Origin of the sequence: Microbacterium sp. LWH7-1.2 (assembly GCF_038397755.1) — a bacterium.
GTDB lineage: Bacteria > Actinomycetota > Actinomycetes > Actinomycetales > Microbacteriaceae > Microbacterium.
Genome location: NZ_CP151637.1, coordinates 1707292 through 1723781, shown reverse-complemented (window position 1 = coordinate 1723781; position 16490 = coordinate 1707292). Strand labels below are relative to the sequence as shown.

The 16490-nt window shown below is 68.0% G+C and carries 12 protein-coding genes; 7 read left to right on the top strand and 5 right to left on the bottom strand.

Annotated elements, in window-relative coordinates; genetic code table 11:
• Positions 1-24: 24 nt before the first annotated feature.
• From MRBLWH7_RS08165 to MRBLWH7_RS08155, 3 genes are read right to left on the bottom strand one after another with little or no spacing between them, the layout of a single operon-like run.
• Entirely contained in the window at positions 25-1449 is a 1425-nt protein-coding gene (locus tag MRBLWH7_RS08165; protein WP_342000964.1) for a bifunctional dTDP-4-dehydrorhamnose 3,5-epimerase family protein/NAD(P)-dependent oxidoreductase, read from the bottom strand.
• Positions 1449-2447 (bottom strand): dTDP-glucose 4,6-dehydratase, encoded by a 999-nt coding sequence (gene rfbB / locus MRBLWH7_RS08160; protein WP_342000960.1) that lies wholly within the window; start codon positions 2445-2447, stop codon positions 1449-1451. Before rfbB ends, MRBLWH7_RS08165 begins: the two co-directional genes overlap by 1 nt.
• 44 nt (positions 2448-2491) lie before the next feature.
• Positions 2492-3616, bottom strand: coding sequence for a glycosyltransferase family 2 protein (locus tag MRBLWH7_RS08155; protein ID WP_342000957.1), 1125 nt, complete (start codon positions 3614-3616; stop codon positions 2492-2494).
• A gap of 195 nt (positions 3617-3811) precedes the next feature.
• Between MRBLWH7_RS08155 and MRBLWH7_RS08150 the strand changes: the two genes are divergently transcribed.
• The gene (locus MRBLWH7_RS08150) at positions 3812-5812 is read left to right on the top strand and encodes a glycosyltransferase family 4 protein (protein WP_342000954.1); all 2001 of its coding nucleotides are present in this window, start codon (positions 3812-3814) and stop codon (positions 5810-5812) included.
• On the opposite strand, the gene MRBLWH7_RS08145 is transcribed toward MRBLWH7_RS08150, so the two are convergent.
• Complete coding sequence (locus tag MRBLWH7_RS08145; RefSeq protein ID WP_342000951.1) at positions 5756-7174, bottom strand: glycosyltransferase; 1419 nt, start codon at positions 7172-7174, stop codon at positions 5756-5758. The two genes, MRBLWH7_RS08150 and MRBLWH7_RS08145, sit on opposite strands and share 57 nt — an antisense overlap.
• Before the next feature lie 36 nt (positions 7175-7210).
• Here MRBLWH7_RS08145 and MRBLWH7_RS08140 point away from each other — a divergent pair, with 36 nt between their 5' ends.
• The 6 genes from MRBLWH7_RS08140 to MRBLWH7_RS08115 are packed head-to-tail and all read left to right on the top strand — an operon-like array spanning position 7211 to position 14937.
• Positions 7211-9022, top strand: a complete 1812-nt coding sequence (locus MRBLWH7_RS08140) for a glycosyltransferase family 2 protein (protein ID WP_342000949.1) — start codon at positions 7211-7213, stop codon at positions 9020-9022.
• 57 nt (positions 9023-9079) lie between these two features.
• Complete coding sequence (gene rfbA, locus MRBLWH7_RS08135; RefSeq protein WP_342000947.1) at positions 9080-9952, top strand: glucose-1-phosphate thymidylyltransferase RfbA; 873 nt, start codon at positions 9080-9082, stop codon at positions 9950-9952.
• Positions 9953-9955: 3 nt separating this feature from the next.
• Entirely contained in the window at positions 9956-11872 is a 1917-nt protein-coding gene (locus MRBLWH7_RS08130; RefSeq protein WP_342000945.1) for a rhamnan synthesis F family protein, read from the top strand.
• A 42-nt stretch (positions 11873-11914) separates the two neighbouring features.
• A complete protein-coding gene (locus MRBLWH7_RS08125; protein WP_342000943.1) occupies positions 11915-12838 on the top strand; it encodes an ABC transporter permease in 924 nt (307 codons plus the stop codon).
• Between the two features lie 4 nt (positions 12839-12842).
• Entirely contained in the window at positions 12843-14078 is a 1236-nt protein-coding gene (locus MRBLWH7_RS08120; protein ID WP_342000941.1) for an ABC transporter ATP-binding protein, read from the top strand.
• A 19-nt stretch (positions 14079-14097) separates the two neighbouring features.
• Positions 14098-14937 carry a glycosyltransferase family 2 protein gene (locus MRBLWH7_RS08115; RefSeq protein WP_342000939.1) on the top strand — a complete coding sequence of 280 codons (840 nt, stop codon included), beginning with the start codon at positions 14098-14100 and terminating at the stop codon, positions 14935-14937.
• Positions 14938-14951: 14 nt separating this feature from the next.
• On the opposite strand, the gene MRBLWH7_RS08110 is transcribed toward MRBLWH7_RS08115, so the two are convergent.
• Positions 14952-16451, bottom strand: coding sequence for a DUF2142 domain-containing protein (locus MRBLWH7_RS08110; protein WP_342000937.1), 1500 nt, complete (start codon positions 16449-16451; stop codon positions 14952-14954).
• Between the last annotated feature and the right edge of the window lie 39 nt (positions 16452-16490).

The following is a 16490-nucleotide window of genomic DNA, read 5'->3' as shown; positions in this document are numbered from 1 at the left end:
TGTCGGTGACCGGCAGGTGGGCGGTCAGTCAGTGAGCCGCGAGTCGGCGAGATAGGCCCGCAGGCTCTCACGCCAGTCCGCGGGCGCGAAGCCGGTCAAGGCGATCTTCTCCAGGGCGAGCACGCTGTTGCCGGGTCGCGGCGCGACCGGTCCGGCGGCCGCGGCGAAGTACTCGCTGGTGGACGTGCCGGTGACACGACCGGCGTCGTGGCCGACTCCCGCGAAGACCGCGCGCGCGACGTCTGCCCACGACGCCGGATCGCCCGATCCCGTGAGATTATACGTGCCGTACGGCGGGGTCGCCGTCAGCAGGTGCCGGATACCGCGGGCGATGTCATCAGTGAACGTGAGGCGGCCGATCTGGTCGTCGACGACCCGGGGATCCACGCCGCGGTCCGCGAGCCCGGCCATCGTCTTCACGAAGTTCTTCCCCTCGCCGATCACCCACGAGGTGCGGACGATGTAGTGACGCGGGACCGTCCCCACCACCGCGTCACCGGCGGCCTTCGTCTGGCCGTACACGCCGAGCGGCGAGATCTCGTCGTCCTCCCGGTAGGCGCGGTCGGCCGAGCCGTCGAACACATAGTCGCTGGACACATGGACGAGCGTGATCCCGTTCTCGGTCGCGATGCGCGCGAGAGCCGCGGGCCCGGCGACGTTCGCCGACCAGGCGTCCCGGCGGCCGGCCGGCGTCTCGGCGAGATCCACGGCCGTGTAGGCGGACGCGTTGACGATCGCGCCGTAGTCGCGCCACCGCCGAGCCGACGGCAGCTCGGATGAGGTGACATCCAGCTCCGCGCGGGAGGCGAATTCGACGTGGGGTTCGCCCGCGAACTCCTTCCGCAGTGCCCGCCCGAGCTGACCCCCGGCGCCCACGACGAGAACGCGTCGCGGCGGGATCGGGGTCACATCGGCGAGGCGAGGGTGCTGCTTGTCCTTCTCCGAGATCTCGACCTCATCGAGCGGGATCGGCCACGCGATGGCCGCCGTCTCGTCGCGGAGGTTCAGGAAGCTGTATGCGGCGTCCGGCGACCAGTGATCGTTGACGAGATATGTGTAGGCGGTGTCAGCCTCCAGCGTCTGATACGAGTTCCCGACGCCTCGGGGAACGAAGATCGCGCGCGACGGGTCGATCTCGGCCGTGAAGACGGCGCCGAACGTGGGGCCTTCCCGCAGATCGACCCACGCGCCGAAGATGCGACCGGTCGCCACCGAGACCCACTTGTCCCACGGCTCCGCGTGGATTCCGCGGGTCGTGCCGACGGCGTCGTTGAACGAGATGTTGTTCTGCACCGGACCGAAGTCGGCGAGTCCCAGCGCCGTCATCTTCTCGCGCTGCCAGTTCTCCTTGAACCAGCCGCGGCTGTCGCCGTGCACGGGCAGCTCCCACAGGACCAGACCGGGGATGCCGGTCTCCACGGCGGTCAGCGCCTTGCCGAACGCCGTCATCACTGGCCCTTCGTGGCGTAGAAGGCTTCGGTGGCGTCTTTGGCGGGTGCCCACCAGTCCTCGTTGGCGCGGTACCAGTCGATGGTCGCGGCCAGCCCGGCGTCGAAGTCCCGGTACGCCGGCTCCCAGCCGAGCTCCTCGCGGAGCTTCGTCGAGTCGATCGCGTAGCGCAGGTCGTGGCCGGCGCGGTCGGTGACGTGGTCGTACGCGTCGGCATCCTGCCCCATCAGCGTGAGGATGAGCTCGACCACGTCCTTATTGTTCTTCTCGCCGTCGGCGCCGATGAGATAGGTCTCGCCGATGACGCCCTTGTCGAGGATGGTCAGCACGGCGGACGAGTGGTCGTCGGCGTGGATCCAGTCGCGGACGTTCTCGCCTTTGCCGTAGAGCTTGGGACGGATGCCGCGAAGCACGTTCGTGATCTGTCGGGGGATGAACTTCTCCACGTGCTGATACGGCCCGTAGTTGTTGGAGCAGTTCGAGATCGTCGCCTGCACCCCGAACGAGCGCACCCAAGCCCGGACGAGCAGGTCGCTGCCGGCCTTGGTCGACGAGTACGGACTGGACGGGTTGTACGGCGTGGACTCGGTGAACCGCTCCGGGTCGTCGAGCTCCAGGTCGCCGTACACCTCGTCGGTGGAGATGTGGTGGAACCGGGTGCCGTGGCGGCGGGCGGCCTCCAGCAGCGTGTAGGTGCCGATGATGTTGGTGTCCAGGAACGGCCGCGGGTCGTTGAGGGAGTTGTCGTTGTGGGACTCCGCCGCGTAGTGCACGATCGCATCGATCCCCGGCATCACCTCGTCGACGAGTGCGGCGTCGGCGATGTCGCCGTGGACGAACGTCACGCGACCCTCGGGGAGCCCGGCCAGAGACGCGCGGTTGCCGGCGTAGGTGAGCTTGTCGAGCACGGTGATGTGGTGGTCGGTGTGGGCTACGACGTGGTGAACGAAGTTCGAGCCGATGAACCCGGCTCCGCCGGTCACGAGGAGTTTCCGCATCCTCCCAGGGTACCCGGGCGGATCGGGCGTCCCCGGCGGGCCGGCTACAGGTGGCTGAGCAGACCCACGCGGCGTGCGGCGCGCACGACCCGGCTGCGGTTGATGTCCTCGAGCTGGTTGACCGCCGCCTCGCGCTCGCGCTGCGCATGGTCGGATTCCTCCCGGAGCGACGCCACGAGTGAATCGAGCTCGTCGATGTGGCGCCTCGCGAAGTCCAGGTCGTCGGTGGCCTTCCGCTTCTCCTGCTCCAGCCGCTGAAGCCTAGCCTCGAGCGGGCGTACGCGGGACATGATCGCCCGCTCCAGTTCGATCTCGGCGGTCGGGATGGGCTCGTCGGCGACGGCGGACGTCCGGGTGGCCGCGATCCGGTGATCCTCGACGAACCACCCCTTGGCGAGACCCTCGGCGAGCTCTTCCTCCGAGGGATGGCGTGCGATGTACGAGGTGCGCAGGAGACCGTCCTGGAGGCGACGGTAATCGCGCATACCGTGGTGGTTCGCGCTCGGCCGCAGGTGCGGGGATGCCTCATAGGCGCGACCCGCGTTCTCGACCTTCCGCGCGAACTGGGCCAGGGATCTCCACGGAAAGTGATAGACCTCAAGACCTCGAGCGTCGGCCAGACTGCCGTTCGGTGCGATGTCGACGAAGTGGTTGCCCTGCGCGACCTCCACGTCCTCACGCGCGACGAACGCCACATCAGGCGTCGCGTGCGCGTGGATGCCGAGCTCCTGGAGGAGCTCGTCAGGCCGGTGATCGCGATAGATGAGACGCTGGAGCCCCGTGCCGGCAGCGGCCACGGCGCCGGTCATGTCGATCACCGGCACTTGGAACGCGCCGATGACGGGATCGATGGTCGCGAGCTCTTCCTTGATGGTCCGATGCGGGTCCTTCGCCACCCAGAACTCGTCGGCATCGGCGTTGAGGACCCAGAGAGCCCCTCTGTGGGCCGCCTCGCGCGCCATCGCGGTCACCACCGCATGCTGCTGCTTGAGGTGTCGCGGGTCGTGCGCGAGCTCGATCTTCCCGTCTGCCGCGAAGCCTTCCAGGATCTCGCGGGTTCCGTCGACGGAGCCGTTGTCGGTCACCAGGAAGAGATCCACTCCCTGGTCCAGGTGGTGCTCGATCATCGTCCCGACGATGTCAGCCTCGTCGCGGACCATCATGGTCATTGCGATCATTGGTTTTCTCTCGTCGTGCCGGCTCTGCGCCTCGCGCCCGGGTTGCGCGGCGCCACGCCGACGTGGTCGGCATCCACGATACCGTCGAGCGTGCGCGCCCCTGACGGAGGCCCCGGTGCCGACGTGCGGCCACAGGCGGCCGCCTTACACTCGTCACCTGCGACCACAGTCACCTGGACGGAGAACATGCTGAAGCAGCTCATCAGACGCGGCGCGCACGCGGCGGCGCGGATGGCCGAGCGGGGAGCCGGTGCGCTCGGCGAGACCGCGCTGCTCCTCCGCCTGGGGCCCGGCCGCTACGCACGCCATCGCGACGCCGTGCGCACCGCCCTTCCGGGACCGGGCGCGACGTACGCGCAGGGAGTCACGACGACTCTGACGCCGGTGCGGGCCGCCGCATGGCATCGCATCCACTGGAAGCACGTCGTCGTCGTGGTCTACGGCACCCCCGTCGACGACGTGCGCGCGTGGCTTCGGCGCGCGCACGGCCTGCTGCGCGCTCATTTCGTGCTCGCGCCCGAGATCGCGGCGCACGCGGGCGAGATCCCCGACACCGCCTATACCGTCGCCGCAGGCATGGGAGCCGCGCCAGGCATCGACCTGGCGGAGATCCACGACTGGATGCATCGCGAGCGCCGCAGGTGGGACCTCGTCCTCATCGATGCCTCCCAGCCGCTGCCGCCCGCCGAGAGGATCGTGGAGCTGCAGCACGCAGCGTACGAGTACCACCACGACCAGGAGATCGGGTTCGTGACGCCGGCCTACGCCGCTCCCGGGGGTGTCGCGGCCGGCTACCAGATCGACCGGCGCACGGGTGAGGTGTGGCCGGCCTTCCCGGGCGAGCGCGACTATGGCCAGAACCGCATCCCTCGCTATGTGCTGACCGCGGCGGCACACGGCCTGTACGCCACCTCAGCCGCGATCGACCGGGTCGACATCGCGCGCCGCCACCTCGCCGGCCTGGATCTGGACAGCCAGGTCGGCAGGCTGATCCGACACGGATGGGCGGGCAATTTCCGCACGCTCTGCTTCAGCAGCACCGTCATGCCCGTCCGGGTCCTGCCGGAACTGCATCTGGAGGGCGAGCAGCGTCGATGGCTGCTCGAGCGGCGGTCCACGACCGATGCCGGAGCCCACCGCATCATCTTCGTGCTCAACGCGACGTCCATCAGCGGGGGAATCCGCATCGTGTTCGAATTGGCGAACGGGCTCGCCGACCGAGGGTTCGACGTGGAGATCTGGTCGCTGCAGGACGAGCCCACCTGGTTCGACCTCCGCGTCCCCGTCTCCACCTTCCGCAACTACGAAGACCTCTTGCTCTCGCTGCGCAACGAGGACGCCGTGAAGGTCGCGACCTGGTGGGAGACGGCGGAGGTCGTGTGGCTCGCCACGGTGAGCCACGGCATCCCGGTGTATCTGGTCCAGGAGTTCGAGACGTGGTTCTATCCGGACGACCCTGCCGCGCAGGCCGCGGTGGTGGCCAGCTACCGGCGTGAGCACCTGGCGCTCACGGAAGCGAGCTACCAGCGCCAGGAGCTCGCTCAAGTGGGCCTCCAGACGACGCTCATCCCCAACGGCTACGACCCGGGCGTCTTCCACGAGATCGCGGGATGGGCGCGCGAGGAGCGCACGGTCCTGGCTCTCGGGCGCTCGTTCTTCCAGAAGAACTTCGCCATGACGGAGCGCGCCTGGCGCAGCCTGGGCGACGCCCGCCCGAAGCTCCTGCTCTTCGGGGCGGAGCCCGACATCGTGGTGGACCCGATGGTCGACTACCGTGTGCGACCGCGAGACGAGCAGGTGAACGAGCTCTACAACACGGCGACCGTCTTCGTGCAGACGTCGCGCCACGAGGGCTTCTGCCTCCCCATCCTCGAAGCGATGGCGGCCGGCTGTCCTGTCATCACCACCGACTCCCACGGCAACCGCGATTTCTGCCGCGACGGCGAGAACTGCATCGTGGTGCCTCAGGACGATGAAAAGGCGCTCGCCGCGGCGCTCGTTCGTCTGCTCGACGACCCGCAGGAGCGTGAGCGGCTCCGGCTGGCAGGGTTGGCGACGGCGGCCGCCTACCGCTGGCCGGACGTCCTCGACACCGTGGCCGACTTCTACGAGGGCGTGGTCGCGGCCGGGTCAGCGGGCCGGCCGGTGGCGGAGCCGGCGCGCGAGCGCTCCGACCCGACGACGTAGCCCCCGGTACGCCGTGCCGATCGGCGACCGCGACGCCCTCGACCGCGCCCGTGCGATCATGCCGACCGGGGGCGCCGGCGCCTCCGGGCGGTCCTCGCGCGGCGGCACGGCGCGGGGGAGGAGGCGGCTCTCCCAGTCGGCCACCATCGCCTTGAGCTCGGAGGTGGTGGCCGCCCAGCGCCACTCCTCGCGGATGGCGGCGACATTGCGTCGCACGTCCGCCCGTCGCTCCGGATCGGAGAGCTCGCGGATCGCGGCCACTGTGCCCGCGACGTCGCCGTAACCCACGACGGGACCGAGGCCGCGTGTCTCGATGTACTCGGAGAACCAGTCGCCCTCCGTCACGATGCTCGGCAGCGTCGCCCAGAAGTGGTCGAGGATCCGAGTGCGGAAGGCGTAGCGGGTCTCAAAAGACGCCTTGTGGGCACAGATGGCGGCATCGGCGTCCAACAGGTATGCCGCCCGGTCCTCGGCCGGCACCCATCCTTCGATGAAGTGTACGCCCGCGTCGAAGACGCCCAGCTCTCGCGCGAGGGCCTCCGCACGCTCGACGTTCTTGGGCTTGCCGATCAGAGAGTTCGGATGCGTCGTGCCGTAGAACACCAGGTGAACGTCGGGGCGTTCACGACGCAACTCGGCAACCGCCCTGATGGGTGTCTCCGCGTCGAACCAGTCCCAGATGCCGCCTGCCCACAGCAGCACCAGGTCGTCCTCGCTGATGCCCAGCTCGCGACGAATCGCGCGGCGGTCACTCTGCGGATCCCCGTCTTCCATGCCGAACGGCACGAGGCCGATCAGATCCGCGGTGTGGCGCCCCCGCAGCTCGCTCGGCAGCAGGCCGCCAGCAGACATCATGAATCCGACCCAGAAGTCGCGCTGTCGGTCGTTGGACGTCACGAAGTAGCTGCCGGCGCGCATGCAGAAGCGGAAGAACGACAGCACGTCGTTGAAGACTTCATCCATCTCGGGCTGCGTGTCGAAGCCCCCGATGCGCTCGGCCCCGATCGCCTCGGCCGGCAGGGCGTTGTAGAGATCGAAGATGAAGCGGCATCCCGCAGCGGCGCCCTGGCGGACGACCTCGTCGTCGATGAGCTGGCAGAACGCGATGTCGTGGGAGCTCACGAGGGCCACGAGCTCGTCCCGACCGCGGAACTCCCGCACCGAGAAGCCACGGCCGCTCAGGCTTCCGACATCGCTCCCCTCGATACCGACCGCGAGAGTGACGTCCGCCACTTGAGTCAGCTGGGTCGCGATCTCCACGAAACGGATGCCGGGACCTGCCATGCGAGCGCCCACGACGTCGGCGGTGACGACGACGACACGGGGGCGGCGCGAGGAGACGGGAGGAGGAGTCGTTACCATGGGAGTTCCGAATTTCGTCGAGTGGATCGCGTCTTCATGTCAGACATCCCCGCGCGCATCGCTCGCCGCGCAATCGCAAAGCTGCCCCATCCCGTCAAGGCTCGCATCCGTTCGGCCAGGACTGAACGCTCCTATGATCTCAACACGCGGGGGATCACCGCGAACCGGGAGATGGTCGCGTGGTTCGCCGACAACGCACGACCGGTGAGCATCGTCATCCCGAGCTACAACGACGTGCCCCTACTGGCGGAGGCCCTCGCGAGCATCGAGGAGACCTGCCGCGGCGCCGATTATGAGGTCATCATCGTCGACGACTTCATCGATGCAGGCGTGGCCGACCAGCTCAAGCAGTTCGAGTCCGACCGGGTGCGGGTGGTCCTCAAGGACCGGCGCCTCGGCTTCGCCGGAACGGTCAACGTCGGCATGGAGCAGGCGCAGCACGACATCATCCTTCTCAACAGCGACATCGTCGCCAAGCCTGGTTGGCTCGAAGCGCTCCAGTACTCCGCCTACGCGCTCGACCCCGCGATCGGCATGGTGAGCCCGAAGCTCGTCTACCCCGACGGCCGCATCCAATACGGGGGGACCTACTACGCGCGGCTCCTCGCGCCGCAGTGGTTCGGCCACCTGCACGTCGGCTCGCCGGCGACGAAGCCGACCGCCAACGTCGCAGGCTACAACCGATCGATCTCCGGCGCGTGCGTCTACATCACTCGGGAGGCGTTCGAACGCGTCGGGCTGCTCGACGACGAGTTCTGGCTGGGCTTCGAAGACGTCGACTACGGTCTGCGCGCGTGGGAACGAGGCATCCGGTGCTTCTACCAGCCTGCCGCGATGCTCGTCCATCATGAATCCGCTTCGCGCGGCTACAGTCAGGGGCAACGGGAACTGGCGTCGATGCGCCGGTTCTGGCGTCGGTGGGAGGAGGACTTCCTCGCCCGCCGTCGCGGGACGCACGCGCCTGTCGACCTGCTGGTCGGCGCCGACTCCGATCCGCTCTGGCGCCGCTATGCCGCGGCGCTCGCATCAGCTCTTGCCGCCGACGGACGCGACGTCGAGGTACGCGAGGTGGGAGTCGGCGCCGCCGTCCCCGACGACAAGCTCGTCGCGGAGGTCGCTGCGCGCGGGGGCATCGCGGTGGCCTGCGATCGCACGGCCGCGGAGACAGTGTGGCTCGCCTCGACCGCGGGAGCGCTTCCGGTCTACCTGCTGCCGGCGGTCGAGAGTATCTGGCACCCGCACGACGTCGCCGAGCAGGTCCGGATCATCGCGGGCTACCGGCCGGAGTTCGACTACATCGCGCCCAATCGATGGACGGCCGCGCAGCTCCAGGCCGAGTCGGCCTGGGAGACGCGTCGCCGCATCCCGCCCGCCCTCGCGCCGGCGCCGCTTCCCGACGCGGCCGACGATGCCGTCGTCACGATCGCGGCGGAGGCGGGGGAGCGGCAGGCCGTCGAGGCGGCGGGCGCGGCGCGGGGCATGCGCACGGTCCACTTGGACGCCGGATCGTCACCCGAGGACGTCGCCGCCGTGCGTCCCCGCGCAGTCGTGAACTTCGCAGAGCAGCAGTCGAGTCTGCTCCCGTTCGCGCTCATGTCGCTCGGCGGCGTCTATCTCGCACCGGTGGAGGGCCGGCTCTCGCACGAGGTGCTCGACGGGTACAACGCGCTTCTCTTCGCGCGGGGAGACCTCGACCAGCTCCGCCGTTCCCTCGACGACGCGCTCGGCGACGACGGCGTGTGGAGCGAGCTGCGGCGGAACGGACATGCATCGGCGACCCGCGCAGCCGAGGCCGCGGCGCGTGCCTTCGCCGATGCGCTGCTGGACTTCTCGCAGTCGCCCGTGTGACGGGTCACGGCCGCAGCGAGTTTTGAGCAGCCCTCCCCATCAGCGAGACTTGACGTCATGCGTGGCATCATCCTGGCGGGCGGCACAGGTTCCCGGCTTCACCCGATCACCCTCGGCATCTCTAAGCAGCTCGTCCCCGTCTACGACAAGCCGATGATCTACTACCCGCTGTCGACGCTGCTTCTGGCAGGTATCCAGGACATCCTCATCATCACGACGCCACAGGACTCCGAGCAGTTCCAGCGACTGCTCGGCGACGGCGAGCGGTTCGGCGTCTCGCTCACCTACAAGACTCAGCCGTCGCCCGACGGCCTCGCGCAGGCATTCATCCTCGGCGAGGATCACATCGGATCCGACTCCGCCGCGCTGGTCCTGGGCGACAACATCTTCTATGGCCAGGGCATGGGCACCCGTCTTCGCCAGTACACGGATCTGACCGGCGGAGTGGTGTTCGGCTACTGGGTCGACGATGCGACCGCATACGGGGTCGTCGAGTTCGACCGCGAAGGCCGCGTCGTCTCGCTGGAGGAGAAGCCCGCGCAGCCCAAGAGCAGCTACGCGGTGCCGGGCCTGTATTTCTACGACAACGACGTGGTGGAGATCGCGAAGAACCTCACCCCCTCGCCGCGCGGCGAGCTCGAGATCACCGACGTGAACCTCGAGTATCTTCGGCGCGGGTCGCTCAAGGTGGAGCTGCTGCCCCGCGGCACGGCCTGGCTCGACACCGGCACGTTCGACTCCCTTGCCGAGGCCACCGACTTCATCCGCACGGTCGAGAAGCGGCAGGGCCTGTCGATCGGCTGTCCCGAAGAGGTCGCTTGGCGGATGGGATTCCTCACCGATGACGAGCTCCGGCAGCGGGCAGAGCCGCTCGTCAAGAGCGGCTACGGCGCCTACCTGCTCAAGGCGCTCGAGCAGCGGCTGCGTTGATCCGTGGTCAGTGACGGATCGGTCGTCCCGGCCGCGCAGACCTTCCCCAGCGACGGACGACGTCTCGTCGTCTACGTCGTCTGGGACCGCCGTGGTGATGTGGACGACTACATCCCGTTCGCGCTGCAGGGCCTCCGCGATGACGCCGCGCACATCCTCGTCGTGGTCAACGGCGAGCTCTCGGCGCACGGCCGGGCGCGGCTCGAGCCGGTCGCCGACGAGATCCTCGTCCGACCGAACAGCGGATTCGACATCTGGGCGCACAAGGCGGCGCTGGACCACCTCGGCGAAGCCGTCGCCGATTACGACGAGATCATCTTCACGAATGACACGTGGTTCGGTCCCGTTCGCCCCTACCGGCCGGTGCTCGAGCGCATGGCGCATCAGCCCGCACACTTCTGGGGGATGACCGACCACGCCCGCGAAGAGCCCAATCCGTTCACGAAGAAGGGCGTGCTCCACTACCACCTGCAGTCGTTCTGGATCGCGGTGCGGCGCAGCATGTTCCTGTCGGAGGCCTGGCGGGACTACTGGCGGGATCTTCCCGAGATGCCGTCCTACTTCGACGCTGTGCTCAAGCACGAAGCGGTCTTCACCCATCACTTCGCCACGCGCGGGTTCTCGCACGCCGTCGCATTCTCGTCGGCGGACTACCCGACCGACCACCCCGCACTCTTCAACGCGGACCTGTTGCTGGCGGACGGATGCCCCGTCATCAAGCGACGCCCCTTCTTCCACTACCCGCCGTTCCTCGACCGTCACGCCGTCGTCGGCCGCGAGCTCGTCGATGCCGTCGCCGCGTACGGTTACCCGATGCCGATCTTCTGGCAGAACCTGGCGCGGAACGTCGAGCCGAAGGTGCTGAACGCGGATGCCGGCATGCTCGAGGTGCTTCCGGACGTCGACGTCTCGTACAACGGCGGCGCACCGCTGCGGACGGTGGCTGTTGCGCACATCTTCTACGTGGAGATGACGAACGAGATGCTGGACCGGCTCGACACGCTGCCGGGCGCCTACGATCTCGTGGTCACCACCGTCGACAGCGAACGGGCCGCTCGCATCCGTCAGTTCATCGAGCAGCGCGGCACCCCTCGCGGAGCCGTTGACATCCGCGTCGTGCACTCCAACGACGGCCGCGACCAGAGCGCCTTCCTCGTCGGATGTCGCGACGTCCTGCTGGGCGGCGAGTACGACCTCGTGGTGAAGCTCCACTCCAAGAAGACGCCGCAGGACGGATTCAACATCGGCCGGCATTTCAAGGACCAGCAGCTGCGCAACCTGCTGGACAGCCCGGGATACACCGCCAATCTGATCGCGCTGTTCCAGAAGGAACCGGGCCTCGGCATCGTGTATCCCCCGATGATCCACATCGGCTACCCCACGATGGGGCGCGCCTGGTGGGCGAACAAGAAGGGCGTGGCCGAGCTCTGTGCGAGGCTCAGCATCAAGGTGCCGCTGGATGACGTCTCGCCGTTGGCCCCATTCGGATCGATGTTCATCGCCCGGCCCGAAGCGCTGCGCCTGCTGGTGCAAGAGCCCTGGAACTACGAGCAGTTCGGCGGTGCGGCGGCGTATGAGGACGGGGGGCTCGCCCACGTCCTGGAGCGGATGCCGTCCTACGCCGCGGGCGAGCTCGGTTTCCACACGCGCACAGCGGCGAACGCCGAGTACATGGCCATCAGCCACACCGCTCTGGAGTACAAGCTGGACCAGCTGAGCGCGACGCTGCCAGGCGACACGCTCGACGCCATCCACTACCTGCGCGGCGCCGGCAACGTCGGCGAGGGCCGGCTCATAGACTTCGCGCGGATGTACCTGAGACTCCATCACCCGGGGACCGGAGCGGCGCTGCGTCGGGTCGTCGGCCGTGACACACCGCTCGGCAGAGGCCTGCGCCGGATCCTCCGGCCGCCACGCTGAGCCCGGCGGTTGCTCAGGAAGCCGGACGGTAGGATCGTGAGGATGTCCACTTCGTCCGATTCGAGCGCAGCCGCGCGCTTCGCGCGCATCGAAGCACTCCCAATGCGCTCGGTGGGCGCGGCGACCGGCCTCCGGCCGCGCGAGCTCTGGGGGTCGATGCGCGCCATCCTGTCGCATCGCGAGATGCTCGACCTCCTGATCCGCCGCGACCTCAAGGCCCGCTACAAGGACTCCACCCTCGGGTTCTTCTGGTCGCTTGCGCGGCCCCTGATGCAGCTCGGCATCTATTTCGTCGTCGTCGGCCAATTTCTCGCCGCAGCACGCGGCATCCCGGACTTCGCGGTGTACATCTTCGCCGGACTGACGGCGATGGGGCTGTTCACTGAGATCGTCGTGGGCGCCACCGGCTCCATCCTCGGAAACGCGGGTCTGGTCAAGAAGGTCTACGTCCCTCGCGAGGTGTTCCCACTCGCGAGCGTCGGCTCCGCGCTGTTCAACTTCATGATCCAGATCGTCGTGCTGCTGGGGGCGACCGTGCTGGTAGGCAAGCCGCCGCTGCATCTGCAGTTCTTCTATGTAATCCCGGCACTCGCGGTGCTCGTGGTCTACGGCACAGCGCTCGGGTTGCTCTTCAGCTCGTTGAACGTCTATCTGCGCGACGTTCAGTACCTCGTCGAGCTCGGGACGATGCTGCTCTTCTGGGCCAGCCCCGTGGTCTACTCCTGGCAGATGGTCAGCGAGCAGCTCAAGTCCTACCCGATCCTGCTCGACATCTACACCAATAATCCCCTGACCCTGGCGGTCATCGGATTCCAGAAGGCGTTCTGGGTCGCCGGCGAGGACGTCCCCCAGCCCCCGGACCTGCTTCTGCGCCTCACCGTAGCCCTCCTCATCGGCATCGCCCTGCTGTTCGTGAGTCACCGGGTCTTCCTGCGCTTGCAGGGCAACTTCGCACAGGAGCTGTGAGATCTTGACGACGCCCCGCATCACGACGCCCGCACCTGACGTGGTGCGCATCCGCAACGTGTCCAAGCGCTTCACCGTCCGCAAGGACTCGTCGATCAAGGAGCGCATCGTCACGCTCGGGCGCGCCGGCCGCGCGCATCGTCAGGACTTCTGGGCGCTGCGCGACGTCAGCCTCGAGATCCACGCCGGCAGCACCATCGGTCTGATCGGCCACAACGGCTCGGGCAAGAGCACGCTCCTCAAGGTCATCGGCGGCATCATCGACCCGACCGAGGGCACCGTGGAACAGCGGGGCCGGCTGGCCGCCCTGCTGGAGCTGGGGGCCGGTTTCCACCCCGACCTGACCGGGCGCGAGAACGTCTACCTGAACGCGTCGGTGCTGGGGCTGTCTCGGGAAGAGACCGACGGCAAGTTCGACGACATCGTGGCGTTCTCCGGCATCGGAGACTTCATCGACACTCAGGTGAAGTTCTACTCGTCGGGCATGTACGTGCGCCTGGCGTTCGCGGTCGCCGTGCACACCGATCCGGACGTCCTTCTGGTCGACGAGGTCCTCGCCGTGGGCGATGAGGCGTTCCAGCGGAAGTGTCTGGACAAGATCCGCTCGTTCCAAGCCGAGGGACGCACGATCATCATCGTCAGCCACTCGCTCAGCCAGATCACCGAGCTCTGCGACCGGGCGGTGCTCCTCAATGCCGGCCGCATCGTCTACGACGGCGACCCGATGCGCGCGGTAGCGCAGTTTCGCGACATCCTCGAAGATCGCCGGCTGGCGGATGCCGCATCCGAACCACACGCCGCCGAGGCGGATCGCGTCCCCGAGGGACTGGTCCTCTCGACGCAGGTGCGCGCCGCTGGACGGCAGGTCGGCGATCCGATCGAGTTCGGCGACGAGATCCGTATCACGGCGACCGTCCGGGCGGATGATGCGATCGACGACTGGCATTGTTCGATCCAGATCGACAACGCGCTCGGCCAGAAGGTGATGGGTACGGATACGCGTCGGCTGGGACTCGATTCTGCGCCCCTCTCCGGCACCGCAACGGTGGAGTTCGTGATCGAGTCGAGTCCATTCGGCACAGGCAAGTACTTCGTGAACACCTCGCTCATGGACTCGACCAACCGTCATATCCACGACCTCGTCCAGGCGGCGTCCTTCAACGCAGCCGACTACCAGAGGACCACCGGCGTGGTGCGAGCCGACGTCGACGCGTCGATCGCGCTGCACGCGGCGGGCTAGAACGTTGAGTGGAGAGCGGGTGGCCGGTGTGGTGCTGGCCTACCATCCCGAGCCCGACATCGTCCAGAACGTGAATGCCCTCCTCGCGCAGGCCGACGAGGTGTTCGTCGTCGACAACTCGCCCGGCGAGACCTCTCGCCAGATACTTCGTCCGATGGCGTCCGATGCTCGCGTCACCATCCTCGAACAGCCCGGCAACGTGGGCGTGGCTGCCGGATTCAACGCCGGCATCCGGGCCGCGCTCGACAACGCCGCCGACTTCGTCTGGATCTTCGACCAGGACAGCACGGTGACCGACGGCATGCTCGACAAGCTGCTCGCGGCGCACGCCGCCGCTGGGAAGACGGCTGGAATCGTCGCCCCGGCGCTGCGCTCCCACGCCACCGGCGTCGTCTATCGGCGCGAGACGGGAAAGGGCGCGGGCGAGGTCGACGTCGTCATCAGCTCGGGCTCTCTCTTCTCGAAGCAGCTCTTGGAAACGATCGGGCTGCACGACGAACCGCTCTTCATCGACTACGTCGACCACGACATCAGCCTGCGAGCCCGTGCGAAGGGGTTCCGCAACTACAAGGTCTTCGACGCACTGCTGGATCATCGCTTCGGCGACTCCGACCCGGTCCGCCTCTTCGGTCGGCGGGTGTACCTAGCCAACTATTCGCCGATGCGGCAGTTCCACATGGCGCGCAACCGGCTGATCGTCCTCCGTCGCTACGGCCTCGGCCGCTGGTTCTGGGAGGACTTCTGGTTCACGTCGAAGGCCTGGGTCAAGGTGCTGCTGCTCGAGACCGATCGTCCGGCGAAGATCCGCGCTGCCGCCCGCGGCCTGTGGGCAGGGGTGCGTTTCGACGTGAGGTCGTGACCGACGACCGCCACTCACACGGCCGCGCGGTCCGCTTCCCGCGCCGCCACCGGCGTGTGCAGCGCCGGCGCTGCAACCGGCCGGCGGATGACGGATGCGAGCAGCACGAAGACGGCGGCGAACGCGAGCGATCCGATCACCCAGACGGCAAGGGGCGACGGAGCAGCCGCCCACCACCACGCGGCTCCCAGCCCCGGGTCTGCCGCGTTGCTGTCGAGTCCCGTGGTGTATCGGCGGATGTTGGCGTGCAGGGCGACCGACATGGCGATCGCGAGCGCGCCGCCGGCGATGATCGAGCGAGGACCGCGCCACTCGCCGATCACCCATGGGGAAAGGCTCGCCACCGCGACCAGGATGATCATCAGCGGCAGAAGGTAGCGCGACTGCACATGCGTCCCCACGAGCGCCCGGGACTGGGCGAGCATGACGAAGGGGACGACCCAGAGGGCCGCGAACGCCAGCGCGAGTGCAACAGCGCGGCGCAGACCGAGCCGACGCACGCCGATGAAGAGAGAAGCGGCGAAGACCCCGAAGGCGAGGGCGCCCACCATGGCCGGAGGCACCGTGTCGAGCCACCCCAGGCCGGAGGGGCCGAAAGCACCCCACCACAGGATGGGAACACCGAGGAAGTTGGCCAGATGCTGCGCGCCGGTCAGCGGTGGATTGTCGGTCGGAAGTCCTGAGGCCAGGGCATCGGCCTGTCCGGCGGTGAGGTAGAACACGGCGCTGATGACGACCACGAGTCCCGCGGTGATCGCAGGTACGAGGAGCTTGACGCCGCGGCGGAGCCCCAGCACGATCGCGATGACGACGCCGAACACCGCGTAGACGGCGGCGTCCGCCCGCGCGCCGGCCCCCATGACCGCCGCCAGCACGGCCAGCGCCGCCACGACGAGCTGTCTCCGTCCGGTTGTCTTCGTCGTCGCATAGACGCAGAGCCAGAGCGTGGCGGCCGACACGAAGGCCCAGGAGGACGGATTGGTGGACGCGAGGACGAAGAGGCCGAGCGGCACCGACATGGCGAGCGTCGAGATGACCAGTGACGGGCGGATCGAACGGGGAAGTGCGAAGAACGTGGCGGTCAGCAGGCCCACAACGATGGCCGAGTTGACGATGCGCATCATCAGCACGGACAACGATATGTCAGGACCCGCGAAGACCGACATCGTCGCATAGAAGACCGGCGGGTACAGGCCGATCGCGTTCATCCAGTCGGCTTCCGCCATCCCGGGCGCATCCGCGTTCCAGCACGAACCGTCCTCAGTCGCGTCGAACGCGTAACAGGACGCGGTCGTGACCGGCTTCGGAACCATCCGGGTGTCAGGATCGCCCGAGTCCTCGCACAGGCCCGGCCGCTCGCCGAGACCGCACCAGATGGACGGAAGGTGGAAGTTGTCGTCCGGGCTCGACCCGACCGGCGATGCGAACGACCAGCACACCAGGGTGATGAACATCAGGATCGGGATGGCGAGGGCCGAAGCGCGCAGGAGACGAGGAGTGGGGCGGGACGTCACCGTCCTATGGTAGTCAGACGAGATCAGCGAGCCCGACTA

Coding starts and splice junctions, on each gene's coding strand:
- MRBLWH7_RS08125 (WP_342000943.1), top strand. CDS start 11,915: ATGTCCACTTCGTCCGATTCGAGCGCAGCCGCGCGCTTCGCGCGCATC.
- MRBLWH7_RS08140 (WP_342000949.1), top strand. CDS start 7,211: ATGTCAGACATCCCCGCGCGCATCGCTCGCCGCGCAATCGCAAAGCTG.
- rfbA (WP_342000947.1), top strand. CDS start 9,080: ATGCGTGGCATCATCCTGGCGGGCGGCACAGGTTCCCGGCTTCACCCG.
- MRBLWH7_RS08155 (WP_342000957.1), bottom strand. CDS start 3,616: ATGACCATGATGGTCCGCGACGAGGCTGACATCGTCGGGACGATGATC.
- rfbB (WP_342000960.1), bottom strand. CDS start 2,447: ATGCGGAAACTCCTCGTGACCGGCGGAGCCGGGTTCATCGGCTCGAAC.
- MRBLWH7_RS08150 (WP_342000954.1), top strand. CDS start 3,812: ATGCTGAAGCAGCTCATCAGACGCGGCGCGCACGCGGCGGCGCGGATG.
- MRBLWH7_RS08145 (WP_342000951.1), bottom strand. CDS start 7,174: ATGGTAACGACTCCTCCTCCCGTCTCCTCGCGCCGCCCCCGTGTCGTC.
- MRBLWH7_RS08165 (WP_342000964.1), bottom strand. CDS start 1,449: ATGACGGCGTTCGGCAAGGCGCTGACCGCCGTGGAGACCGGCATCCCC.